This window comes from Amphritea atlantica (genome assembly GCF_024347255.1).
Classification (GTDB): Bacteria; Pseudomonadota; Gammaproteobacteria; order Pseudomonadales; family Balneatricaceae; genus Amphritea; species Amphritea atlantica.
The window spans coordinates 2,237,307-2,260,735 of record NZ_AP025284.1; the positions used below are offsets into that span (position 1 = coordinate 2,237,307).

The following is a 23,429-nucleotide window of genomic DNA, read 5'->3' on the forward strand; positions in this document are numbered from 1 at the left end:
CTCTTTAACAGAAGGTTACTGCTATGCTACCTGATGTAAAAAAAATCCTGTATGCGTCTGATATCGATAAAGGTTCACGTCCTGCGTTTCGCGCTGCGGTGAGTCTGTGTGGCCATTATCATTCTGAAATTACCTACCTGCATGTGATAGAGCCTCTGAGTGCCTCAGCGCAGAGTATTGTTCAAAACATGATTAGTGAGGCTGATCTGAATGAGCTGCATGATCAGAGCCTGGAAAACCTGAAATTTAAAATTGAGGAGCGAATCCAGCGTTTCTGTGAGTCGGAACTCGAGCAGAATGAGATCCTTGATGAAGGTTCTGTAACCTCCCGTGTCGAGGAGGGAACTCCCTGGAAAACCATTCTCAGGGTAGCGGATGAGATCAACGCCGATGTCATCGTGATGGGAACCCGGACGCACTCAGCTATGGGACAGTTCCTGCTCGGCTCAACCGCCAATAAAGTGATGCATAACTCAAAACGGCCGGTGCTGATCGTGCCACTCTGATCGCTGTATTAGCAGATAAAAGCGGCTTCTGAAGTCGCTTTTTTTGTGCTTCAGACCAATGATTATTATCTTTATGGAATTAATATTGTGTATCAGCGTATGCCCTGATAGGTTAAAGCCTGATCAGTGTTCAGGAGAGACAGTGAATGGATGTTTTGTCGGCAATGGCTGTATTCGTCAGGGTGGTAGATCTCAAAAGCTTTTCCCTGGCAGCCTCTGAACTGGGAATCTCCAGCTCATCAGTGAGTAAGCAGATTTCACATCTGGAACAGCATGTCGGTGCCCGGCTTCTGCAACGAACAACCCGGCGTCTCAGTGTCACAGAAGTGGGGGCCGCCTACCATGAAAAGTGTCAGGCGATTCTTGCAGATGTGGACGAAGCAGAAAACCTGGTGTCCCAGTTGCAGGGCAAGCCCAGGGGGCTGCTGAGGATTAACTGCAATATGACCTTTGGTCAGTTGTTGCTGTCAAAGGCGATCCCAGAATTTATGGCCGCTTATCCGGATGTGCAGCTGGAAGTTGCTCTCGATGACAGCGATGTCGAGCTGCTCAAAGAGGGGTTTGATCTGGCGTTGAGAATAGCCCACCCTAAACTACCTGATTCCAGTCTCATCGCTCGTCAGATAGCTTCCATCCCGCTGTTCCTCTGTGCCACCCCCAGCTATCTGGCGCAGCATGGTCATCCTCAGACACCTGAGGATCTCAGGCAGCATAACTGTCTGGTCTTTATGCTGGCAAGTAATACCAATCTCTGGACCCTGACAAACGCTGAAGGCAGCCAGACTGTACAGGTCAGTGGAGACCTGAAAGCGAACAACAGTCTGCTGGTACTACAGGCTGCCCTGGCGCATCGGGGGGTGGCTAATCTGGCCTCATTTGTAATCGAACACTATGTTGAGGAGGGACGTTTGGAATTACTGCTTCCAGAGTTTCAGGCGGAGCAACTCAGCCTTTATGCTATCTACCCTGATCGTAAATACAGCCCTCCGAAAGTCAGTTTATTTATCGAGTTTTTTCAGGGCTGGCTGGAAAATAATCTGCAGCAAAAACTACACTGCCAAAGCCGTGCTTAATCCTGGACTGACCGTTTATTATGATAATCTACTTTTAGTGTTTCCTGTAAGCATCTGTTTAATAATAAAATATATTGGGTAAGATAAATGATTCTGTATGACTATTGCCGCTCTTCAGCGGCTTATCGTGTTCGTATCGCCCTGAATCTTAAAGAGGTTGAGTATCAGCAGGTTCCGGTCAGTTTGCTTGCCGGTGAGCAGCGTTCTGCCGAGTATCTGGCCAGAAATCCCCAGGGGCTGGTTCCTGCGCTTGAGGACGGAGCACTGCTGCTTACTCAATCACTGGCGATCTGTGAATATCTCGAGGAATCCTGTTCTGGTGGAGCGCCGTTAATGCCAGCAACGCCTGCTGATCGGGCTACCGTGCGGGCAATGGCACAGCTGGTTGCCTGTGATATCCATCCGCTTAATAATCTGCGTATGCTTAACTATCTGGTGTCTGAACTGGGCGTCAGCGAAAGCGAGAAAACCGAGTGGTACCGGCACTGGATCTATCAGGGGTTTACCGCGCTGGAACAGCTGCTTAGCCAGGTGTCTGGCCGTTATAGTTTTGGCGATCAGGTGACGCTGGCGGATCTTTGTCTGGTTCCGCAGGTGTTTAATGCGAACCGGTTTAACTGCGACCTTGAGCGCTACCCCAACATTGTCCGGGTAAATGAAAACTGTTTGCAGATTCAGGCGTTTGCCGCCGCCCATCCCGATCTGCAGCCTGGAGCATGAAGTGGCTTAGCAAGGCCGCAAATGCGGCCCAGGGGATATGCTGAGGCCAGAGAAGATCAGTCGATATCACTGAGCGCCTGCATCGCTTCTTTACTCCAGTCGAGGGCTTTGCGATAGCAGGTTTCATAGAGGTTTGAATCGAAATTGGTTGGCAGCAGATCCCAGTCGCCCGCTTCATAGTTGCCAACATACATCAGCGTTTCGCCCATCTCGCCCTCATTCAACAGAATCGCATTTTTAATCTCGTCACTCAGGGGGACTTCCCGGAGCATCGATTCACGATCAATATCCAGCAACAGGTGTAAATTGGACATCATACCCGTCATGAAATAGCTGCCGGGATTGCTTCGTTTGCTTGCCAGTGCGATCTCTTCGCACATCCGCCCCCGCACCAGCAGACTGCGGCAGATCTCTTCTGGTTTGCCGCTCTGGTTGTTAAGCGCAATCAGAGTCGCCCACTTCCTGATCTGCGTCATTCCCAGCATAACGATTGCTTCAGTCAGGGATTCAAGCTTACGCACCAGGGAGTAGGCCGCTGAGTTGACGATACGCAGTAGCTTATAGGTGAGTACCGGATCGCGGATAATCAGGTGTTCAAGTCGCTCAGGCGTGGTGTTGGGATTCTGAAGTTCCTGCACCAGTTCAAACAGCGCAGCCTGGTTTGGGTCAACTTTCTTTCCTTTAACCGGTTTCGGTTTGCTGAGGAAGTGTCCCTGAAACAGCTTAAAGCCGAGCTTATTGCATGCTTCCAGCATCTCGACCGTCTGGATTTTTTCTGCCAGCAGGGTGACTTTGAAGGGCGTTAGCAGACGCACCTGCTCAGCCACTTCCTCAACACTCATGTTCTGCACATCAACCTTGACGATATGCGCCATCTTGAGCAGGGGTTCATACGCTGCTTTATAGGTGAAATGATCCAGTGCGATGCGGTAACCCGCCTTGACCAGACGGTAAATAGCGGTGATGATTTCGCGATCAGGTTTAATATTCTGATGCACTTCGAGGACAATATTTTTACGGGGCAGCTCAGGGAAATCGTCAGACACCAGCAGGTCTCGATTGAGGTTGATAAACGCTGGTACCCGTTTCAGTTCCCCCTGATCAGAGATGCTGGTGTAGGAGTTAAGGATAACCTCACTGGTGGAACCGGCATTGCGGAACAGGCTGTTATCCGAGTCCTGATCGTCCCGGTAGAGCAGTTCATAGGCTACAACCCGCTGGCTGCGGTCAAAGATCGGCTGGCGGGCCATCAGAACTTGTGAATCTGATGTGCTTTCCATATAGTTTTTTCCATTCGAAACTGCTTTTTGCTACAGCATATAATCAGCAGTTTCTGTTGTCAGCTGTGTTTATCACCAATACAGGTAATAGGATTATGGGATAAACAGCAAAAGAAGTCGCTGTTTTCTATGCGACAGGTATAATGTTGCTCCCTGATTTAGCAGACTGTGATTATGAGTACAATTAACTGGTTCCCTGGCCATATGCACAAAGCCCGCAAAGAGATCGCCCAGGTGATGGATGAGATCGATGTGGTGATCGAGGTGCTTGATGCGCGCCTGCCGGTTTCCAGTGAAAATCCGATGGTGTCTCAGCTGCGCAAAGGAACACCAGTCATCAAGTTGCTGAATAAGAGTGATCTGGCGGACCCTCAACGAACGCAGGAGTGGGCGGCGTTTTATAACAGTCTGCCCGACACTCAGGCACTGATAATCGATTATTCGCAGAAAAAGCTGATCAGCACTATTCCCGATCTGTGCAATAAACTGGTGCCTTCGCGAAGTAATCATGGGCGTCAGGTTCGGGCGATGATTATGGGGATACCCAATGTTGGCAAGTCCACCATGATCAATGCCCTGTTGGGCAGGAAAATCGCTAAAGTTGGCAACGAGCCGGCGGTTACTAAGGGGCAGAAACGTTTTACCCTGCGCAATGGTATGGCGTTGTCCGATACGCCGGGGATGTTATGGCCTAAAATTGAAGATATCGATTCAGGCTACCGCCTGGCCGCCAGTGGGGCTATTAAAAATACCGCCATCGAATTCGAGGATGTTGCGCTGTATGCTGCTGAGTTTTTGCGTAAAGCATACCCTGAGCTGCTGGTGGCTCGCTATAAACTGAAGCAACTGCCTGAGCGCGGCGACCAGGTGCTGGAAGAGATTGGGCGCAAGCGTGGCGGACTGAGACCTGGTGGCAAGATCGATATGCATAAAGCATCAGAAATACTGCTTAACGAATTACGCGGAGGTCAGCTGGGACAGATAACCTACGAAACGGTCGATGAGTGGCTGTTAAAGTGGGAGCAACAACAGCTTGAAGCAGAGCGTCTGGAGCAGGAAAGAGAAGCGCAGGAAGGGCTGGAGGCAGGGTCACAGAGTGATCGCCCGGCTCAGCGAAATAAAGGTAAATGAGATGACACGTATTAAGAAAAAGCGTACTTCACCAAAACCCATCTTTCTCGATGTGCCCCGGCGCAGCGAAAAGCTGGCTGATCCCGATAGCTATGAGAGCCGTAAGCGCCGCAGTCTGGAACAGAAGAAAAAGCATAAGTCTGTGTACGAAAAAGCCCGTGAAGCTGAATTAGCGGCAGAGTCCGCTGAGGCTAAACGTGATACGCCGCTGGCGGATAAGATCCGTCGACTGAAACGCGCCGAAGAGGCTCGCCAGGCGGAAGCCGAAGATAAATAAATCCCTCCGGAGTTTGATCTCCGCCAAAGCCTCATCTACGTTTACTGGTGCCTGCAGATAAACTGCAGGCGGTAAATGGAGATCGGACTATGACTCATGCTGATGTTCATCGTGCGGGCGATTCGCCTGCCAGGGTTGATCTGAAAGAGGGTGAGACCTATTGCTGGTGCGCCTGTGGCCGTTCGGCAACTCAGCCTTTCTGTGATGGTTCTCATCAGGGTACAGGACTGGATCCGGTGGTCTTTGTTGCCCGCAAGAGCGAAACCGTGTTTCTCTGCCGTTGTAAACAAACCGCTACACCGCCGCTTTGTGATGGTAGTCACAGCCGTACGGGCGGTAACAGCCAATAGCACTCGCTACAACCGACCTGACTGGGTACAATGCGTTTCTTTTTTTAGCGGGAAATAGTTACCTTGCAACAGGTTGATGTGGTTATTATCGGGGCTGGTGCTTCCGGTCTGATGTGTGCTGCTACGGCAGGCTATCGGGGACGTTCGGTGCTGGTGCTTGAGCACACGGCTAAGATCGGCCGGAAGATTTTGATGTCGGGCGGTGGCCGCTGCAACTTCACTAATCTCCATAACTCACCCGCGAACTTTATTTCAGAAAATCCGCATTTTTGTAAATCGGCGTTGAGTCGCTACAGTGCGCAGGATTTTATCGATCTGGTTGATCGTCACGGGGTGGAGTATCACGAAAAAACGCTGGGGCAGTTGTTCTGTAACGAATCCAGTAAGGAGATTCTTCAGGTTTTACTCACCGAGTGTGACTGGGCAGGGGTTGAGATCAGAACCGAAACCGAGGTACATAAGCTGAAACAGACCGAGTGCGGTTTTCAGCTGCAAACCACTGCTGGCAATATAGCGGCAAAATCGGTTGTGATTGCTACCGGTGGGTTGTCTATTCCAAACGGCGGAGCCACCAGTTTTGCCTACGACATCGCCGAGCAGTTTTCGCTGGATCTGTTACCGCGTAGCGCTTCTCTGGTGCCTTTTACCCTGCAACCCAAAGATAAAGAGCAACTGAGCGAGCTGTCCGGTGTTTCACATCGGGTGCGGGCGAGTATCGGTAAAACCAGCTTTGTTGAGATGATGCTGTTTACTCACCGGGGGCTGAGTGGCCCTGCGGTGCTGCAGATATCCAACTACTGGCAGCCGGGGATGGAAGTTGAGATCGACCTGTTTCCCGATTTTGATCTGTTAGCGTGGTTGAAAGAGCAGCGGGAACAACGCCCAAAAGCAGAACTGACCACCATCATGGCGCAGCAGATGAGTAAGCGGATGGCGCAAATACTCTGTGCCAAATTTGAACTCTCTGGCGTAATAGGAAACCTCTCCAATAAGCAGCTTGAAGCGGCTGCTGCTGCATTCTGTTGCTGGAAAATTAAACCGTCCGGTACTGAAGGTTATCGTACAGCTGAAGTCACACTTGGCGGTATAAATACTAATGAAATCAATCAGAAAACTATGGAAGCTAAATCTGTTTCTGGCCTGTATTTTATTGGCGAGTGCCTCGATGTAACCGGCCATCTGGGTGGCCATAACTTCCAGTGGGCCTGGGCGTCCGGGGTGGCTGCGGGGCAGGCGGTTTAGTTGTGTCAGGGTATTTAAATTTTAGACAAAGGTAATAAAATTTAGACAAACGGTAATGAAAAGCTAGACATATAGGAGATTGTCTAGCTTTGTGGAAATACTTTATTCCTGCTGGTCTGCCTTCATTCAAAGTCGATTTAAATTAGGCTTTCACGACATCTACCTTCAAAATCGCCGTCGGGGTAAAACAAAGTTTAGTTCAAAAGCTGTGTGTCGAGCCAAAGAGGTCATACAGTTGGGATCACAAATGTTCCGATAACAACCAACCCGCGGAATAAGTCTTCAATTTTTGCATAAACCAGCGATAAATATTTTATCCGGTGCTTGTTGTCCAACAAGTGTCTTGGATCTTGTTTTCTTTCGCTCTTTGAGCGCTGATACTCTTATTTCCCTAAAAATAGGAGCAAAATGTGACCATTTAGTATTTGATATTTGGGCGGCAGTAGTACGTGCATCCATGCATGTTTTTAGTACCATTAAATAACACCAAAAATCTTCTGGTGATTCTGCGGAGCACATGTCGGTCATCCATTTCTTAGTCCACTGATAGTTGTCATGAGCCTCTTTGGCGCATTTTGATGCTATTGCTGCAATTCCGTCACCATCCAGGTGGTGATTTATGGTGTCAAAAAATTGATCGGACTGCATAGAAAAACCAGCGATTGATATTGCGTATGATTGATCAAGCGTTGAAGTACTATCCGATAGAGATTTTATGAAGGACTGAACGAAATCGGAAGCACCAAATCGCTCTGCTGCTAATACCTCTCGGGCCAAGATTTCATCATTCCAAGACTTAAGAAGCCGTTGCTGCCAAAATTCATTTATTGTATTTGAAGACCAGCTTGACCAGATAGCTTCATGTTCTAACGTCAGATCATCTCCCAGGTCATACTTGACCATTCCAGGTACTTCAGAAAACTTTCTAAAAAGAGCTACGGCTTTCTCAGGTAACTCTTTCGATATTAGGTTCGCGACCATGAGCGCGATATTTTTCAGCCAACCCAGTTGATTTTCTCTGGCCTGTTCTAAGGTATTGAGGACCTCAGACAAAAAGTTTTCGTCTGCTTTAATAAGTCTTCTTATATCATCAAGCGTTAGATATTCAACTAGAAGTTTAGCATCGGAGTCCTTCAAACTCTCAAAAAATGCATCTGCAATCGAGTGTATTCGTTTCTGTTTCTCATCAAAATCTTCTTCAAATATTCTAAAGCTCTCTTTTAGCGTTTTCTGGCGTGGGAAACGGCCTTCGTCATGATCTGATTCATCGACGGAAAGTAAGGGGAAAGAATCACGCTTATCTGTCGATAGAGTAAGGTCAACAGTTGTAGGTACATGACTATTGATTGCCTCTATTGCGTCCTTAAAACGGTATAAAAAATATTTAGCCGATGGCTTGGTTATCACTTCGCCAACCAGCTCATCTGTTGTGTACAAGACTTCCAGGCTAATCCGTTTCAGTAACTCATCAATACCGACTTCGTGCCTTGCACAGGCTTGAGCCAGCAGGATAGAGCCATACCAACTCTCAAGAGTCCTCGTATCTGTGGTTTGACTGGACCAGTCACTCCCCAAAAGGGCATCTCTTACTGATTTAAGATCATTCTTAGCCGCTATATCAAAAGCGATGGTACGAAGTTCAGGATGCTCCGATTTACTGCATGTTAATATGAGCGATTCAAGCTCTGGTGTGATCGGAGTATCACCGTAACGTGTGGCGATCAATGAACCATAAATGGCATTTTTATCATTAGACTCTAGTGCTGACTTCAGGCAATTTAGGACAGTATTAGTAGGTTGTGGCGCTAGGGCGTCCAGTGCTTTGAGTAGGACATTCGATCCAAATGCAGGGTTGATTAAACAGCTGAGTTGTTCTGACGCCGACATTTGGTAGGCGGAGTAGTAGAACAGAAACATCCTCATGGTTTCTTGTTCCTCTTCTTTGATCGTTCCCACCATATCGGTATCGCAGACCCTTTTAACTAGGATTTCTGCGATATTTCGGGTCATCAAAGGAATATATTCGGTACCATTAAATATGAGCTGACGCAATGCTAACCCAGTTCTGGATAAAAGTCCTGAGATAAGATTCCTGGTTTCATCGACAGCTAATTCAGGTTCAAATCTACATACGAGCGGAAGAATCTCTTCAAGTGTGTAGTCTTCTCCAGTCATTCCCATCGCACTTAGGACATTCTCCTTATTAATTGAGGAAAATTGGTCTAATGCTTCTTCTATGTCGATGGGGCGTTGAACGCCAGGATCAGCCACGCTAATTTGACGCCATTCGTTAGGAGAAGATAGTTTCCAACGAACTCTCTCCTTGTTTAACTGAGCAGCGATCATTTTCGCTTCGGAGGAGGCAGGGCCATCGCCGGAAGCATAGAGCATACGCACGATAGTCCACTTACCAGCAAGGGAGGTATCGGGGGAACGTAGTGGTTCAATAGCGCTCCGAAATGCGTCCTTACATCGCATTCGGTCTACCCTATTGAACGTTGTTAGCTGATCAAAGGCCCTTCGCGCATAACCCGTATCCTTATCGAGATTGAAAGCAAGCCCCATTGCTATAAAACAGTCAGAAAACTCTGCAAGTGGGCGACCGGCAAGTAATTGAAGTGCCAAGTTGAACAGGGAATCTGTTTCCCCTGCTACCTCAGTCATATTGTCCAATAGCTGTCTTTCGAAAGAAGATAATGACGATAATGTGCCTTCTATTTCTTTCTGTCGTCTCTGTAAGTTTTCCCGATAAGTGTCCTCATCATGTTTCGCGTAGCGGTTCGTCTGTTCTATCGGATCTTTGTTATAACGATGTAGCCAGTTGCGAATTGCAGTTTTAGCTACAAGCCATCCGTTCTCTGTTGCAGCGATCTCGAACGCAGCATGGGTGAACCAGTCTTGGTTAATACGGTGTGCTCTACCAAGCGCAAACAATTCCAATGCATTGAACAGTTCTGTAGGTTGGATTTTTACTATCTCGACGAACTCCTCAAAACGTTGATCGTCAACATTCTGAAGGCTGGAGAACGCATCAAGGAGGGCAGCAAATATGGCTTGATCGAAACGGCTAGTATCTAATGTACAGACCATTAACGCTGCGAACATAACATCGACGGTTCGATCCATAGCTTGGATAGGATCGATTAGCTGGGCTATATGCTCACTAAGATTAGTCCCTGTCTGCTGTGCCCGAAACAGTTGGTCGATAAAGGTATAAGAGAGGGCTAGAGTGAGCCCTTCATCTAGTAATTCATAAATATCTCCCGCCCCAGGGAGACTTCGAAAGAAGCGTGTCTCAATAACGTGATTAGAGTCATCTTCAAAGCTGCATGGTGGATGCTTCTCTGGCGAATTCCTTACTCGCTCTAGTACTTCTTTTGCACAATTACTGAGACGTTTGGTTAGATCGTTCATCCTCTCGTCTTCAAAATTTTCGCGCTGTAAAGCTCGAAGATGCTCCATGAGAATCCGGTCAGTCGTCAGCCCTTTCCAGGCCTCAGATTTCTTGTGGGGGATCGTAGAAACCGCCACTTTGAGAAGTCGTGGATTGCGGAGAGTCCTGAGAGTGGCGTCATCGAGCCAATCGAGTTCAATACCATAATGTTCTAATAGTTGATCGCGTTCACCCGGTGACCATTCGGGCACTTCAATAGTCTTCGGCGTAAAGGCTAAGCCTGGCTCAACGAGCTTGCGCCAGAACTGAGGGCGCACTGTAACAAGTAGTCTCCCACCAATAGCCCGCAAGCGTTCCTGTAAGCCATTCAGAAGGCGGTCCCATCGAATGTTCTGCCTCTGATTAATACCATCGACAATCACCAGTAACGGGGCCTTCGGTGGCTGGCTCTGCCAAGCAGAAACTCGATGTCGCCATCTAAGTTTTATCGTTTCATCTGCTATTTCGTTGGTTTGTGCGATCAGAAGATCGATAAGAAACGCGTCTAGATCTTTGTTAGAAACGTTATCGAACTGTTCAGCGCTGGAGAACAGCGTAAGCCCTTTATGGTCAACGCAGATCTGCGCAGCGAGCCATGACTTACCTTGCCCCTCTCCGCCAAAGAGAACAACGCTTTGGTCGCGTTGTAAGATTTCAGAAACCTTCTTTCGCAGTTCAATACGTAAAGGAGGAGAGTCAGGGTATGCGCTAACTGCAAGCGCCTGATTAAACCTATCCCTAGCGGCGCTTTCGGACCCAAAGGAGGCTGATTTCCACGCTTCATTCAATTCTATTGAACGTGCTAGAGCCAAGCTGGAAATTTTTAGGTTCAGTTTTAACTTGTGCAATAAGCTATGAAACTCGGGATGTTCAGTGATTTCCGTGAAGGCTTTAATCAGGTTTTCTTTGCAAGGTGCAGGAGAAGCATGGGCCTTAAGGAATTCTAGTGCTGGCTTTCCGGAGGCCGCAGCTGCTACTGCTAAAAGAGGTAACGGAGCAGATGTCCAATCAAGAATTAGTGTGGAAATTGCGTGTTGGTCTCCAGCTTCTCGTACTGCGGATGCCAATTGAGTGGAGATCTCTTTTGTGGCTCCAAGTACCCAGAGTCGATCGGGAGCATCTTTGTTGCAAGCTAGGTCGACGATTTTTGTTAAGACTTCATTTCTATGGATCTCGCCGGAGTATCGTTTTGCTTCAAAACATACTGTGTCACTTTCCAACGCGGAATCACCATCGATTCCCCCCTGAAAACCACTTGCGGCTAGGCGAAATGGAATACCTGTTAATTCAGTAAGAACGATCCGAACAAACCCTTCAAAGCCGGTAGCACCGGCAGGCTTGAGTGCTAAAAGAACGCCCTTAATCTCTGCTAGCGGTTCAGCCATACTGTCCTCTACGTACTATCGATTTCTAATTATTCGTTCGCTAACTAGTCTCTTGTCAGCCGACTGGTTTGTCTAGACGTAGATGATAGAAACAAGCGAAAAACTTCGCACAACATAGGTCGCTATCAGCCAACAATGTCTTCTGCTTTGTGCTGTGGGTGGTTTTACCCCGATTGGTATAAAGTGGATTAGTTTAGATCAAATCTGAGATCTCTTCTTGAAAAAGAGAGTTACTTCTTGTTGAATCAGACACCTCGCAAACGTGAAGTTTCGCTTAGTCAAACATAGCCGCCACGATGGCTTCTGGTGCGTCTTCTTGCATCAGGTGGCCAGATTCTGGAACCGGTGTTAACACTCCAGTGGTAAGCAGATTTGCAAGTTTCCTGCCCTGTGAAATAGGTATCCATTCATCGTTCTCACCCCACAAAATCTGTACCGGGTCTTCCATGGGGGCGTAAAGCTTCTCTATTTCATCGGTGTAGCGCTGATCCATCTGTGCTATTTGGCGATAGAATGCGGCTTGCCCAATGCTGCCTTGCCAGGGGGCCATATAGATTGCAAGCGTCTCTTCACTAAGCTCAGAATATGCAGAACTCTGGAGGTATGCACGGAGAAGAGCATCATGAGCATATGCGGGTAGTCCCGCAAAGGCGTCTTCGTATTCACGGACATGGCTGACAAACGGCGATCCCCAGGGAGCGACTGCTACCGGATCAATTATAGTAAGCCGGGCATAACGGACGCCGTTCAGGTAGTACGCCCGCAACGCGGTTGCGCCACCAAAATCATGACAGAGCACTTCAGGCTTCTCGATTCCCCATTCATGAAGCAGAGCAGTAAACAGAGTATTTTGAACCGCCAGCGATACATCCTGGCCTTCCCGCTTTTCTGATAGTCCATACCCCAGCAGATCGAAAAAGTAGACTTTCTTTCGCCTTGCCATCAGCGGTGCGATCTTCCTCCAGACCTGTGAGGAAAAGGGCGTTCCGTGAATAAGCACGAGTGGTTCCCCCTCACCCATACATCCCCACGCAATATCCTGTCCTTCAAATATGAAACGATGTGACAAATTAAGCATAAAACGCACCCGTATAACCGTTAATAAGATATAATAGGTTAGTTAATCGGGTAGAATTAAACAACCGTTAAATTGAAGTAATAGGTTATGGTATGGCGCTATGGAACGAAGATGCTTTCATTGGAGGGCATCCTGCACTTGATTTCGTGAACACCGTCGAGGATCAGGATAAGCGCAGAGACAGTAGTCGTATATCTGAATGGGCAAGCTTTCTGGGATGGGCGCAGGTTTCATATGTCTTCAGCGAAGAGCAGATGAATGTGCTGGAAAATGAGATACAACAAACCGACATTTCCACTTTGCTGAGGAATATTCACGATCTCAGGGAGACTGCATATGCGGCGCTTAGCGGCATCGCATCGGGAGAAAAGCAAACGGATGACGCACTGCAAAAGCTGGAAGAGGGTATAAGAACTGCGCTAAGGAACTCGTCTTTGAAACTGAAAGAAAACAGCTACATATGGGTGCCCGATATGGTTAATCCGAACTGGGTCATTGACGTTCTGACGTTATCCATTGAGAGTCTGCTACGTTTTCACGACATTTCTAAACTCAAAGAGTGTGGGCGTTGCTCATGGATGTTCCTGAATCAAGGTCGGGGCAGGGGACGGCGGTGGTGCAATATGAAAACATGTGGAAACCGGGCAAAGTCTGTATCTTTCAGAAAGCGAAAACAATAGTTTTACAGCAAGAATGGTTTTATAGTGTTTTACATATAGCCTATGGTAATTAATTTTAAGGGTTCAGGCTGAGAAGGATATTTAATGATAATTTATCAATGGAATACTGAGCCATCAGTTATGATCGCCTTGATTGAGTTTATTTTATCAGTTTTGGCCTTTATGTTTGTCTTGTTTATATATGTGCGGTTTTTATGGTCATGGAAATCAAAAAATATAGTAGCTAGTAGGGCTGCTTCTTTTATATTGGTTATTAATGCTTTTGGTTTTTTTCCAGTGAATTTTTATTATCAGATTAAAGCGGAATTCTTTGCTTGGGAGGAATATCAAAGAGAAAATTATCATGAGTTAATTGGAAAATTGTCTGGGTTGAAGGATGACAGTACTGGTTTGTGGGTGTTTTATAATTCAGACAAGAAAATGTTTTTTACCAGATATTATGATTTTTGCTTTGATTTTAGTTCGAGCGACGTTGGTGGATCGATCGATGAAGAGTCTGAATATTATATACGTTACGTATCTTTTAGTAATGCTGGCGAGGAAGGTAAAAAGTGTGCGGTTTATGCTGAGAAAACTATTGAGTAAGCTTTTTAAAAGCAATAAAGTTATTCAAATTATGAGGCGAACATGAGTTTTTAACTTTATCTGTTAATTCGGTAGAGAATCTTGTTTATATCACGTGGTAAGAGATACTGTCAGGAACTAAGTGCAAAAAGAAAGCTGAGTGTTATTTCAGAAAGTTTTACCGAACAGGTAAAGATGATAGCTGATGATGTGTGGTCAAAGATACCTAGTTTAGGTGTTGATAATCAAGGATAGTTCGATATCGCTATGTGCGGGGGCTACCAACCAAATACAGTATATTAAATGCAGAATTATCAGCGGGTGTCTTTAGCTAAAGTATGAGGCGTAGGTTCAGTTATAACTCTTGTTTTCGGATATAGTGAAGCGTTTAGTTGGGTTGTTGGATTAGACACTCTAATTGGAGGGGAGTTTAGTTATGGTGAAGGAACTCTATATAACGACTATAGTAGAAAATCTGCTCCAGTGGACGATTTTTCTTAAGTAGGAATTACTATAGATCTAAACACTTCAAAAATAACTGTAACTGCTGGGGTTTCGGGTGATGTAGAGTGATCTTGTTTATTATCAATATATCTAGATGGAGATGATACTACTGGTTTTTATGGAGGTAAATTTGGAAAGTGGATTATGGTGGGTTGAACCTTTTGTTTGGTAACTCAATGGATGAAATTGTAACTAAAAAGGGTATAGAATGATCTTGTATAGTTTAGACCAGAAGCCTTCGCTATTGGAGGCTTTATTTTCTCTAACTATTTCCATGGGAGTTGTTATAGTAATATATTGGCTGCTTTATAGAACGGTAGATATAACACCTTATATCAAAGAAAAATTCAGGCCATATTTTGGAATTTATAAAGCTGCAGTTATGCTTATTGCCTTTGTTTTTTTTGTCGTTGTTGATTTGGTTGACATAAAGCAGGGTTTTTGGGTTTGGGAACGTTATTCCTCGGGGGAGTTTTATGTTTATAAGGGAGTTCCTGAAAAAATTAAATATTCTACTACAGGTGTACGTTACTATATAGGTGATGGGTTGAATGTATTTTTTGCTCATTCTTTTTCTTATTGCGGTAATCTTGCTACGCTTCTTAGACATAAAGATAATGAAGTGGTTTTGATTAAATATATATCTCTGGGTAAAGTTAGCGAGCCTTATGGTAAGTCTAAAAAGTGTGCGGTTCATGTAGAATCAATAGAATCATAGAATCAATAGTATCTATGGGACAGGCATAAACTTTTTAATCTGAGCTATACTTGTGCTTACCCCAAACAAGGAAGTGGAGAGAAAGCAGATGACCTGCGCCCGACATCAGATAATATCTACCGTAGATACCCCTTATTACCACTGTATACGGCGGCATTTCTTTGTGCCGAGGATGTGTTAACCGGGCGTAGCTATGAGCATCGTCGGCAGTGGGCCGTTGACCGGCTAGTCCTGCTACAGATGGTATTTTGTATTGATCTGTGTGCTTACGCTGTGATCTCTAATTATTATCATTTATTAAGCCCATCAACCATCAAGCCCCTTTCGAAGATGTTGTAAAAACAGTTTTACTTTCTCCAGTGGGTATTTTCTTCCCGAGTATAGTGCGTATAACACCAGGTCTTCCGGTTCGCTGGTAAGTTTAATTGGGATAAGGTCACCGTTGTCTATCTCTGCCTGGCATGCATGAGTGGGTAAGATGGCAAAGCCCAGTCCTTTCAGTGCCGCGGCTTTAGCCATGTGGCCGCTGTTGACCTTATAGCTGGACTGCACCTGAATGGTCTGGTTCTGTTTAAATCGCCAGGGCATTCCCTGTAGTACAGAAAGTGTGGTTATACAGGGCATTTTCCGCAGCTCATCCAGCGAGTGTGGCAATCGGTGATGTTTCAGTAACCGGGGAGCGACAACCACGCAACTTGGCCAGCGCAGTATCTCTTTAGCGATCCAGCCAGAATCTTCCAATGGGCCACGGCCAAAGCGCAGTACCAGATCGTACCCTTCTAACAAACCTTCCGTCGGATTTAGCTGGGTATCACAGCTTAGTTCTATCTTCGGATGAAGCGAGCAAAAGTCCGCGATGCTTTCAGCCAGAAAGGGGAGATCAGGCATGATTATTTTAAGATGACCGGACAGGCTGTCACTCTGCAGTGAAACATCTGCCAGTACATCATTCATTGCCTGAATGAGAGGTGTCATGGAATGGTAAAGCTGTTTGCCTGCAGGGGTTGGGATCATCTTCCGTGTGGTGCGCTCCAATAAGCGCACATTTAACTGCTGCTCTAGTAAAGCGACATGGCGGCTGACGTTGGATGCAGGCAGTTGCAGTTGATCGGCGGCCAGCTTAAAGCTCAGTTGTTGATATACCGTCTGAAAGCTGAGTAACCATCGGGGTTCAATTTTCTCAATCATTATTCACTCATAAAATGGGATTAATAACCCAATAATACCTTATTTATCCTGAATGATGACTTTGTGACAATCTCTGCCCAGTTTAATTAACGAGGTAGTGCAGATGAGCAACATCGATCGAATCGCCATTGTCGGCGCAGGCGTTGCCGGGATGGCGCTGGCGATACTCGCTGCAAAGCAGGGTTATCAGGTGAGTCTGTATGAGCGTGGCAGTCAGGTCTCATCCATGGGGGCGGGTGTCACTTTATGGCCAAATGCTGTTTATATTATGCAGCAGATGGGGCTTGAAAAAGAGCTGATGCATCTGGGTGGAACCCCTCGCTTGATGCGTCAGTTTAATCAGCAGGGAGTCCTGTTAGGTGAGCTTGATATTGAGACTATGAATAGTCTGAGTGGCTTTACCAGTGTGACGATATTACGCCGGGATCTAATGAAGCTACTCGACAGCGCATTAGATGGCCTGGGTGTTGAGAGACAGTTTAATTGCACTATCACGCCAGAGGCGATTACAGGGTTAAAGCAAGACTTTGATCTGGTGGTCGGAGCCGATGGGCGAATGCATTCGGTGGTGCGTCAGGTCTTATATCAGGGACAGATAACTCCCCGCTATCAGGGCTTCATCAATATTATCGGCATTAGTCAGATGGACGGAGCGTTAGACAACGCCATTCATGACTATCGTGGCCGTGGTGAGCGCTTTGGCATCGTCCCGGTTGCTGCCGATGTCTGTTACTGGGCTGCCGCATGGAGCACCTCTATGGATAAAGAGCGGCCATTATCTGGCTGGTATGAAGAGATGCACCGGCGTTTTCTGGGCTGGCCTGACCCGCTGCAGTGTGTGCTCAGCTCTTATGATAAAGCATCTCTCAGAGCTATTTTCGTTCATGATCTTGATCCTTTACCCTATTGGCACGAGGACAATCTGCTAATGATTGGCGATGCTGCCCATGCACCGTTGCCAACGTCAGGGCAGGGAGCGTGTCAGGCGCTGGAAGATGCATGGCATCTTGTCCGGATTCTGGCGGAAGAGGATGAGCTGGACAGCGCTCTGCCCACTTTTTATCAGCGACGTATCGATAAGGCCTCTGCCGCGCAAGCGGCTGGAAGACAGTTGGCACAGGGGATATTTGCAGCTCATTCTGAGCCTCCTGCATCTGTTTCAGATATTTCGCTGGAGCAGTTAACTCAGTTCTGGATGCAGGGACTAGCGGTTGAGTAATGAAAGCTTACCGCTGACCCTTATCGTATTCTTTTCAGCTGTTGAGCCTTGACTCAGTGCAGGCTTCTGCTAAATTGAGCACTCTTTATAAATAACATACCGCTGGAGGGGATCGATGATTGTAGTCAACACCTTCCGGGCACTCTGCTGAACTCAGCCAAGCTGATCTCGCTGCCCGGTTACTGAACCGGGGGCTTTCCCGCCCCTATGGATTAATTTCTGGACGCTACTCAGGTATGCGTCAGGGGTTCTTATGACTACTATTTCTCGTTTGTCCCAACTGGGATGGAAGCCTTTTTTTCAGCAACAGCTTACCCTCGAAGAACTTGCAGACTATCAGCCTGCCCGCGTAGCGGTGCAACATCGTTCGCAGTATGAACTGTATAGTGAGGAGGGCCGAAAGATCCTCCAGGCCTCATCCAATCAGCCTTCCCTCGTCGTGGGGGACTGGGTGCTGCTCGACCCTGAGGGTGGCTTTTATCGTGCGCTGGAGCGACTCTCGTGTTTCTCCCGTAAGGCGGCGGGCAGCAGGATATCCGAGCAGTTGATAGCCGCCAATGTGGATACGGTGTTTATCACCTGCGCCCTTAATCAGAACTTCTCTCTCAGCCGCATCGAGCGCTATCTGGCCCTCACCCGTGAAGCAGGGGCTGAGGCTGTTGTCGTGCTGACTAAAGCCGATCTCTGTGATGATCCGCACAGCCTGGTCAGTCAGGTTCAGGCACTGGATAGCCGGTTGCTGGTTGAAGCGGTGAATGCGCTGGACCAGCAAAGCACCGGGGTCTTAGCTTCCTGGTGTCGGGCAGGCAGTACCGTGGCGGTGTTAGGCTCTTCCGGTGTGGGTAAATCAACCCTGATCAATAGTCTGATGGGTTGCCCGGTGCAGCACACACAGGCAGCCCGTGAAGATGATGACCGGGGCCGGCATACCACGACCGCCCGATCACTGCATCTGATTCCCAGTGGTGGTGTCTTGCTTGATACGCCGGGAATGCGGGAGTTGCAGCTGAGCAGTTGCGAGGCCGGTATCGAAGCAACCTTCGCCGATATCAGTGCGCTGGCATCAGCATGCCGGTTCACTGACTGTCAGCATCAGAATGAGCCCGGTTGTGCGGTTCAGGCAGCCCTGCAAGCATCGCAGATCGACCAGCGGCGGCTGACGAACTACCTTAAACTGATGCAGGAGCAGGCGCGCAACAGTCTGACACTGGCACAGAGCAGAGCGAAAGAGCGGTCACTGAGCCGATACTACCGTAAGGTGCTGCATGAGAGTGCCAAACTGAAAAAGAGCGATTAGCCTTTATTGTATAACAGAGATGCGCACCGGATGACGGTGCGCATCAATTGCTATATTCATCCGATTCAGTTGGTTTTTTGTTTAAGCAGGCAAAACCTTTAACCGCTTAAGCAGGCCAGGTAAAACAGGGATGTCGAAAGAAAACTGTTGCAGAAAAAGGCTTTGCCTGTTTTGCTTGGTAGCGCGTAAAAAATTCTGCCTGTCTCGGCTTAGCCGGACAGGTTTCAATGTCCGTTCTGATTAGCGCATCTGTCCTCCACGGCTTGCCCCCATATTCTGTCACCTCTCAAGTAAGAGTCTATCCTCTTCACATCGCTTTTTTAGCACGGTTGACTACCAGGAATGACTTCATAACGGCTGATTCCGCTTTAATCAATATCGCTATCCATAACCATTTTGGGTAATCGTTTGTCGATCAGTTATAGACAAATTTTGCTAATGGGGTTCTTTTAAGTGATACTCAATTTGAGGTTAGTTGATAAAATAGTGTGTCACTAAGGGTTGTTCCTTATCAGGCCTTGATTGTCTTTAGTTTTATGAGATGTGACAAAAATAATAATGGAGATGAAAGAAGTGGGTATGTATAAAACGGTTGAGAAGACTTTCTTCTATACGTTGACTAAGAAAATTATCGGCAACGTGGTTTTTTTACAGTTACCCAGCTTTCTTCTGCTTGGGGTCTGTTACTGGGTATATGATTCTCTGCTCAATCTGCAGCGGCAGTCAGGGCCTGATCTTGCGATTAGCAGTGAGTTATTATCGCTCACCCACTTGCTTTCTAATGCTGTCATGTTGATGGCGGTATTTATATTGATAGTCACTGCTTTTAGTATCTACTTTATGCGGCACCTGTTTTTGTCTCCGATTCGGGATATGAGTACCGTTCTCGGTGCTGTGAAAGATAAACAGGGCGATATCTCGGCCACACTGCCGGTGAAAACATTCGATGAGATTGCCGGTATGGCGGAAAACTATAATGGTTTTTCCGGGAGCCTTAAGCAAATCATCGCCGATACACGGGAGCGCAGTGTCAGGGTTTCTTTAAGTGTGAGTCAGCTTCAGAAAGTCTTGCTTGAGACGAAAGGCACGGCTGAATCCCAGGTTGATCAGGCGCAAAAAGTGTTTCAGGCCAGCCAGGAAGCTACTCAGGCGATTGAGGGGATTGCTCTGCATACCCAGAATATAGCTAACCGCAATGAGCTTAACCTGACTGAGATCCGGACCACTGGTCAGGATATGGAACGTGTTAAAAATCAGATTCATGCGATTGAAGATCAATTGACCGATTTTCAGAATGTCGTGCTGCAGTTATCGGATAACTCCAGCAACATTATTGAAGTGCTGAAACTGGTACAGGAGTTTTCCGATCAGACTAATCTGCTGGCGCTGAATGCATCTATTGAAGCGGCCCGGGCAGGCGAAGCCGGGCGGGGATTTGCCGTGGTCGCGGATGAGGTACGCAGTTTGTCTCAGAAGGTGAATACGGCCACGCAGGAGATCGACAGGAACATTCACCAGATGGTCACTCTCGTGGATGATACCCGTTCTGGTGCGTCGAAAATTAAAAGTTATGTCTCTGAAACTGATAGTTTCATCTCACAGGCCAGCGATAAATTTGTAGTTATGATTGAGGACTTTGAAACGGTGCATGGTCAGATGAGTGAGATCAGTGCGGCTATTGAGGAGATGTCTTATACCAATAACAGCACTCACGAGCATGTTTCCAAAATAACTGAACTGTCAGACTATATACAGTCAGAGATGACAGTATCTGCCGAACATTCAATCAATCTTGAAACAGCGACAGAAGAGATGCAGGAGCTGCTGTCCCGGTTCAGTATTGGTTATGGTGGATTTGAGGAGATAGTGACTACTGCAACGGGATGGGCTGGCGAGATCCAGAGAGAGTTAGAAAAACTGGCTGATGCAGGATTAAATGTTTTTGATACCCAGTATAAAAGAACGAATCCCGACCAGAAACCGGAAAAATTCGACACCAGCTATGCCGATAAATTTGAGCGGGTGATGCAGCCACTGTTTGACCGCTTTATAGCGGATAAACCTGCATTTCTGATCGCTTCAGCCTTTGATGTGAATGGCTATTGCCCGGCGCATAACGCCAAGGTATCCAAACCCCTGACCGGTGATTTTGACAAAGATAACCAGCTTAGCCGACATCGCCGCATCTACAATGGTAGCCGGGCAGAGATACGTCGGGCCAATCAGACCTCGCCGTTTCTGCTGCTAACCTTTATCCGGGATACCGGTGAGATCCTCAACTCTATCTCGGTGCCTCTTTACGTTAATGGCCGTCATTGGGGTAACTTCTGTACCGCCTTTCCGCCTGAACAGCTGTTAAACGCTTCTCACTGATTTAACCGCGCACCGTATGTCGGTGCGCGTCTCCTTCGATGATATTAATCTGATTCAGATCGTTTTTAACCGGTCGATTAGTGTAAAATGCTGCCCAAAACGGGGGCTGTAACCGGGCTAACTCTACAACCAGCTAAGCCTGCGCAATCTCTTTGTCGGTAGTGATACCGGTATCCTTATAAAAGTTTCCGATAGAGTATTCAGATGGAAATCAAAGTAAATTTTTTAGATAACCTCAGGCTTGAAGCGAAGTTTGATGATTTCACCGTCACTGCCGATCAGCCGATCCGTTATAAGGGGGATGGTTCTGCCCCCAGTCCATTTGACTACTTTCTGGCGTCATCAGCGCTCTGTGCTGCGTACTTTGTAAAGGTGTACTGCAATGCCCGGGATATCCCCACCGATGATATCCGTCTGTCCCAGAGTAATATTGTTGATCCGGAGAACCGTTATAACCAGATCTTCCAGATCCGGGTTGAACTACCGGAATCGATCTCCGACAAAGATCGCACCGGCATTCTGCGTTCCATCGAACGTTGTACCGTGAAGAAAGTGGTACAGGAGGGGCCGGAGTTTAAGATCGAAACCGTTGAAAATCTGGATGCCGATGCCTCAATCATGGCGATGGGGATCCCCGATGATGGTGTGAACACCATGATTGAAGGGAAAGATCTGCCGCTGGAGAAAACCATCGCCAACATGACCGGCATTCTCGAAGGCCTGGGCATGAAGATTGAGATCACCTCCTGGCGTAATATCGTGCCCAATGTGTGGTCGCTGAATATCCGTGATGCAGCCTCAGAGCTTTGTTTTACCAACGGTAAAGGGGCTACCAAAGAGAGCGCTCTCTGTTCAGCGCTGGGTGAGTTTATTGAACGACTGAGCTGCAACTTCTTCTACAACGACCAGTTCTTCGGCGAAGAGCTGGCGAATGCTGAGTTTGTGCATTATCCGAATGAAAAGTGGTTTCCGCTCACTGACGATGATGCCATTCCAGAAGGTTTGCTGGATGACTACTGTCTGGAGATCTACAACCCGGATGGTGAGTTGCAGGGCTCTAATCTGATCGATACTAACTCCGGTAACTATGAACGGGGGATCTGTGCGATTCCCTATGTGCGTCAGTCCGATAATGAAACCGTCTGGTTTCCATCCAACCTGCTGGAAAACCTCTTTCTCAGTAACGGTATGAGTGCCGGTAATAACCTGTTCGAAGCGAAAGTTCAGTGTCTGTCAGAAATTTTCGAGCGGGCGGTGAAACGGCAGATAATCGAACAGGAGCTTGTCCTTCCGGATGTGCCTCCGGCCGTTCTGGCGAAGTTTCCAGGCATTCTCGCCGGTATTCAGGGGCTTGAAGAGCAGGGCTTTCCGGTCGTGGTCAAGGATGCATCACTGGGTGGCCAGTTCCCGGTAATGTGTGTCACCCTGATGAACCCCCGCACCGGTGGTGTGTTTGCCTCCTTTGGTGCACACCCCAGTTTTGAGGTTGCGCTGGAGCGCAGTCTGACTGAGCTGCTGCAGGGACGAAGCTTTGAAGGTCTTAACGATCTGCCACCGCCTACCTTTAACAGTATGGCGGTCACTGAACCCAACAACTTTGTGGAACACTTTATCGATTCAACCGGCGTGATCTCCTGGCGCTTCTTCAGTGCTAAGCACGATTACAACTTTGTTGAGTGGGACTTCTCAGGTACCAATGAGGAGGAGTGCGACCGTCTGATGGCGATCCTGCAGGAGATGGGTAAAGAGGTTTATGTCGCCACCTTCAATGGTTTCGGGCCTGATCAGACTGCCTCTGCCTGCCGGATTCTGGTGCCCGATTACTCTGAGGTCTATCCGGTGGAGGATCTGGTCTGGGACAACACCAATAAAGCGATCTGGTTCCGCGAGGATATTCTCAACATCCACTCACTGGACGATGACGAGCTGGCGGATCTGGTCGAAAGGCTGGAAGAGAGTGAAGAGGACAACTACACCGAGATTAAAACCTTTATCGGTATTGAGTTCGATGAAAACACGGTCTGGGGGCAGCTCACTATTCTGGAGCTGAAGATCCTGATCTATCTGGCCCTGCAGCAGCATGAAGCAGCGCTGGAGCTGGTGCAGAGTTTCCTGCAATACAATGACAATACGGTAGAGCGGGGGCTGTTCTATCAGGCGATGAATGCGGCATTGGAAATACTGCTGGATGATGAGCTGGAACTGGATGATTTTATTGTCAACCTGCAACGTATGTTCGGCGCTGAAGTGATGGAAAATGTGGTCGGTTCTGTCAATGGCGAGGTAAGGTTCTACGGCCTGACACCCACCAGTATGAAGTTGGAAGGCCTGGATAAACATCTGCGTCTGATCGCTAGCTATAAAAAACTGCATCAGGCGCGTAAAGCCGCTTACCAGGCCGGTTAAGAGGC

At 47.6% G+C, this 23,429-nt stretch carries 18 protein-coding genes; 14 read left to right on the forward strand and 4 right to left on the reverse strand.

The features are described from left to right. Positions 1 to 23: 23 nt before the first annotated feature. From OCU43_RS10265 to maiA, 3 genes are all read left to right on the forward strand, one after another. The gene (locus tag OCU43_RS10265) at positions 24 to 506 is read left to right on the forward strand and encodes a universal stress protein (RefSeq protein ID WP_091358408.1); all 483 of its coding nucleotides are present in this window, start codon (positions 24 to 26) and stop codon (positions 504 to 506) included. A 146-nt stretch (positions 507 to 652) separates the two neighbouring features. Next, positions 653 to 1,579 (forward strand): LysR family transcriptional regulator, encoded by a 927-nt coding sequence (locus OCU43_RS10270; RefSeq protein WP_091358409.1) that lies wholly within the window; start codon positions 653 to 655, stop codon positions 1,577 to 1,579. A gap of 87 nt (positions 1,580 to 1,666) precedes the next feature. Then, positions 1,667 to 2,299: a maleylacetoacetate isomerase gene (gene maiA / locus OCU43_RS10275; RefSeq protein ID WP_091358412.1), complete on the forward strand. Its 633-nt coding sequence runs from the start codon at positions 1,667 to 1,669 to the stop codon at positions 2,297 to 2,299. Between the two features lie 56 nt (positions 2,300 to 2,355). Here maiA and OCU43_RS10280 read toward each other — a convergent pair whose 3' ends face one another. Next, complete coding sequence (locus OCU43_RS10280; protein ID WP_091358415.1) at positions 2,356 to 3,579, reverse strand: EAL and HDOD domain-containing protein; 1,224 nt, start codon at positions 3,577 to 3,579, stop codon at positions 2,356 to 2,358. A gap of 174 nt (positions 3,580 to 3,753) precedes the next feature. On the opposite strand from OCU43_RS10280, the gene ylqF reads away from it, so the two are divergent. The 4 genes from ylqF (at position 3,754) to OCU43_RS10300 (ending at position 6,579) form a co-directional block, all read left to right on the forward strand. After that, complete coding sequence (gene ylqF, locus OCU43_RS10285) at positions 3,754 to 4,710, forward strand: ribosome biogenesis GTPase YlqF (protein ID WP_091358417.1); 957 nt, start codon at positions 3,754 to 3,756, stop codon at positions 4,708 to 4,710. Position 4,711: 1 nt separating this feature from the next. After that, the gene (locus tag OCU43_RS10290) at positions 4,712 to 4,987 is read left to right on the forward strand and encodes a hypothetical protein (protein WP_091358420.1); all 276 of its coding nucleotides are present in this window, start codon (positions 4,712 to 4,714) and stop codon (positions 4,985 to 4,987) included. 89 nt (positions 4,988 to 5,076) lie between these two features. Then, positions 5,077 to 5,337, forward strand: a complete 261-nt coding sequence (locus OCU43_RS10295; RefSeq protein ID WP_091358423.1) for a CDGSH iron-sulfur domain-containing protein — start codon at positions 5,077 to 5,079, stop codon at positions 5,335 to 5,337. A 63-nt stretch (positions 5,338 to 5,400) separates the two neighbouring features. Continuing rightward, positions 5,401 to 6,579: a BaiN/RdsA family NAD(P)/FAD-dependent oxidoreductase gene (locus OCU43_RS10300; RefSeq protein ID WP_091358425.1), complete on the forward strand. Its 1,179-nt coding sequence runs from the start codon at positions 5,401 to 5,403 to the stop codon at positions 6,577 to 6,579. Between the two features lie 282 nt (positions 6,580 to 6,861). Here the strand turns inward: OCU43_RS10300 and OCU43_RS10305 are convergent, their stop codons facing one another. Both OCU43_RS10305 and OCU43_RS10310 read right to left on the reverse strand, forming a co-directional pair. Beyond that, positions 6,862 to 11,397: an NACHT domain-containing protein gene (locus OCU43_RS10305; RefSeq protein WP_091358427.1), complete on the reverse strand. Its 4,536-nt coding sequence runs from the start codon at positions 11,395 to 11,397 to the stop codon at positions 6,862 to 6,864. A gap of 274 nt (positions 11,398 to 11,671) precedes the next feature. Beyond that, positions 11,672 to 12,475, reverse strand: a complete 804-nt coding sequence (locus OCU43_RS10310; RefSeq protein ID WP_091358430.1) for an alpha/beta fold hydrolase — start codon at positions 12,473 to 12,475, stop codon at positions 11,672 to 11,674. Positions 12,476 to 12,567: 92 nt separating this feature from the next. On the opposite strand from OCU43_RS10310, the gene OCU43_RS10315 reads away from it, so the two are divergent. From OCU43_RS10315 to OCU43_RS10325, 3 genes are all read left to right on the forward strand, one after another. Then, positions 12,568 to 13,155, forward strand: a complete 588-nt coding sequence (locus OCU43_RS10315) for a CGNR zinc finger domain-containing protein (protein WP_091358433.1) — start codon at positions 12,568 to 12,570, stop codon at positions 13,153 to 13,155. 84 nt (positions 13,156 to 13,239) lie between these two features. Then, complete coding sequence (locus OCU43_RS10320) at positions 13,240 to 13,740, forward strand: hypothetical protein (protein WP_091358435.1); 501 nt, start codon at positions 13,240 to 13,242, stop codon at positions 13,738 to 13,740. Positions 13,741 to 14,431: 691 nt separating this feature from the next. Further along, positions 14,432 to 14,941 carry a hypothetical protein gene (locus OCU43_RS10325; protein WP_091358437.1) on the forward strand — a complete coding sequence of 170 codons (510 nt, stop codon included), beginning with the start codon at positions 14,432 to 14,434 and terminating at the stop codon, positions 14,939 to 14,941. A 306-nt stretch (positions 14,942 to 15,247) separates the two neighbouring features. Here OCU43_RS10325 and OCU43_RS10330 read toward each other — a convergent pair whose 3' ends face one another. After that, positions 15,248 to 16,129: a LysR family transcriptional regulator gene (locus tag OCU43_RS10330; protein WP_091358439.1), complete on the reverse strand. Its 882-nt coding sequence runs from the start codon at positions 16,127 to 16,129 to the stop codon at positions 15,248 to 15,250. 103 nt (positions 16,130 to 16,232) lie between these two features. On the opposite strand from OCU43_RS10330, the gene OCU43_RS10335 reads away from it, so the two are divergent. The 4 genes from OCU43_RS10335 to OCU43_RS10350 all read left to right on the forward strand — a co-directional run bounded on the left by OCU43_RS10335 (position 16,233) and on the right by OCU43_RS10350 (position 23,424). Further along, on the forward strand, positions 16,233 to 17,348 hold the full coding sequence (locus tag OCU43_RS10335; protein WP_091358442.1) for an FAD-dependent monooxygenase: 1,116 nt from the start codon (positions 16,233 to 16,235) through the stop codon (positions 17,346 to 17,348). A gap of 253 nt (positions 17,349 to 17,601) precedes the next feature. Beyond that, complete coding sequence (gene rsgA, locus OCU43_RS10340; RefSeq protein WP_091358443.1) at positions 17,602 to 18,645, forward strand: ribosome small subunit-dependent GTPase A; 1,044 nt, start codon at positions 17,602 to 17,604, stop codon at positions 18,643 to 18,645. Between the two features lie 558 nt (positions 18,646 to 19,203). After that, positions 19,204 to 21,018, forward strand: a complete 1,815-nt coding sequence (locus tag OCU43_RS10345; protein ID WP_245756571.1) for a methyl-accepting chemotaxis protein — start codon at positions 19,204 to 19,206, stop codon at positions 21,016 to 21,018. A gap of 204 nt (positions 21,019 to 21,222) precedes the next feature. Continuing rightward, positions 21,223 to 23,424, forward strand: coding sequence for an OsmC domain/YcaO domain-containing protein (locus OCU43_RS10350; protein WP_091358446.1), 2,202 nt, complete (start codon positions 21,223 to 21,225; stop codon positions 23,422 to 23,424). The last annotated feature ends 5 nt before the right edge of the window (positions 23,425 to 23,429 follow it).

Coding starts and splice junctions, on each gene's coding strand:
- OCU43_RS10305 (WP_091358427.1), bottom strand. CDS start 11,397: ATGGCTGAACCGCTAGCAGAGATTAAGGGCGTTCTTTTAGCACTCAAG.
- OCU43_RS10270 (WP_091358409.1), top strand. CDS start 653: ATGGATGTTTTGTCGGCAATGGCTGTATTCGTCAGGGTGGTAGATCTC.
- OCU43_RS10330 (WP_091358439.1), bottom strand. CDS start 16,129: ATGATTGAGAAAATTGAACCCCGATGGTTACTCAGCTTTCAGACGGTA.
- ylqF (WP_091358417.1), top strand. CDS start 3,754: ATGAGTACAATTAACTGGTTCCCTGGCCATATGCACAAAGCCCGCAAA.
- OCU43_RS10320 (WP_091358435.1), top strand. CDS start 13,240: ATGATAATTTATCAATGGAATACTGAGCCATCAGTTATGATCGCCTTG.
- OCU43_RS10290 (WP_091358420.1), top strand. CDS start 4,712: ATGACACGTATTAAGAAAAAGCGTACTTCACCAAAACCCATCTTTCTC.
- maiA (WP_091358412.1), top strand. CDS start 1,667: ATGATTCTGTATGACTATTGCCGCTCTTCAGCGGCTTATCGTGTTCGT.
- OCU43_RS10280 (WP_091358415.1), bottom strand. CDS start 3,579: ATGGAAAGCACATCAGATTCACAAGTTCTGATGGCCCGCCAGCCGATC.
- OCU43_RS10295 (WP_091358423.1), top strand. CDS start 5,077: ATGACTCATGCTGATGTTCATCGTGCGGGCGATTCGCCTGCCAGGGTT.
- OCU43_RS10350 (WP_091358446.1), top strand. CDS start 21,223: ATGGAAATCAAAGTAAATTTTTTAGATAACCTCAGGCTTGAAGCGAAG.
- OCU43_RS10265 (WP_091358408.1), top strand. CDS start 24: ATGCTACCTGATGTAAAAAAAATCCTGTATGCGTCTGATATCGATAAA.
- rsgA (WP_091358443.1), top strand. CDS start 17,602: ATGACTACTATTTCTCGTTTGTCCCAACTGGGATGGAAGCCTTTTTTT.
- OCU43_RS10335 (WP_091358442.1), top strand. CDS start 16,233: ATGAGCAACATCGATCGAATCGCCATTGTCGGCGCAGGCGTTGCCGGG.
- OCU43_RS10315 (WP_091358433.1), top strand. CDS start 12,568: ATGGCGCTATGGAACGAAGATGCTTTCATTGGAGGGCATCCTGCACTT.
- OCU43_RS10325 (WP_091358437.1), top strand. CDS start 14,432: ATGATCTTGTATAGTTTAGACCAGAAGCCTTCGCTATTGGAGGCTTTA.
- OCU43_RS10310 (WP_091358430.1), bottom strand. CDS start 12,475: ATGCTTAATTTGTCACATCGTTTCATATTTGAAGGACAGGATATTGCG.
- OCU43_RS10345 (WP_245756571.1), top strand. CDS start 19,204: ATGGAGATGAAAGAAGTGGGTATGTATAAAACGGTTGAGAAGACTTTC.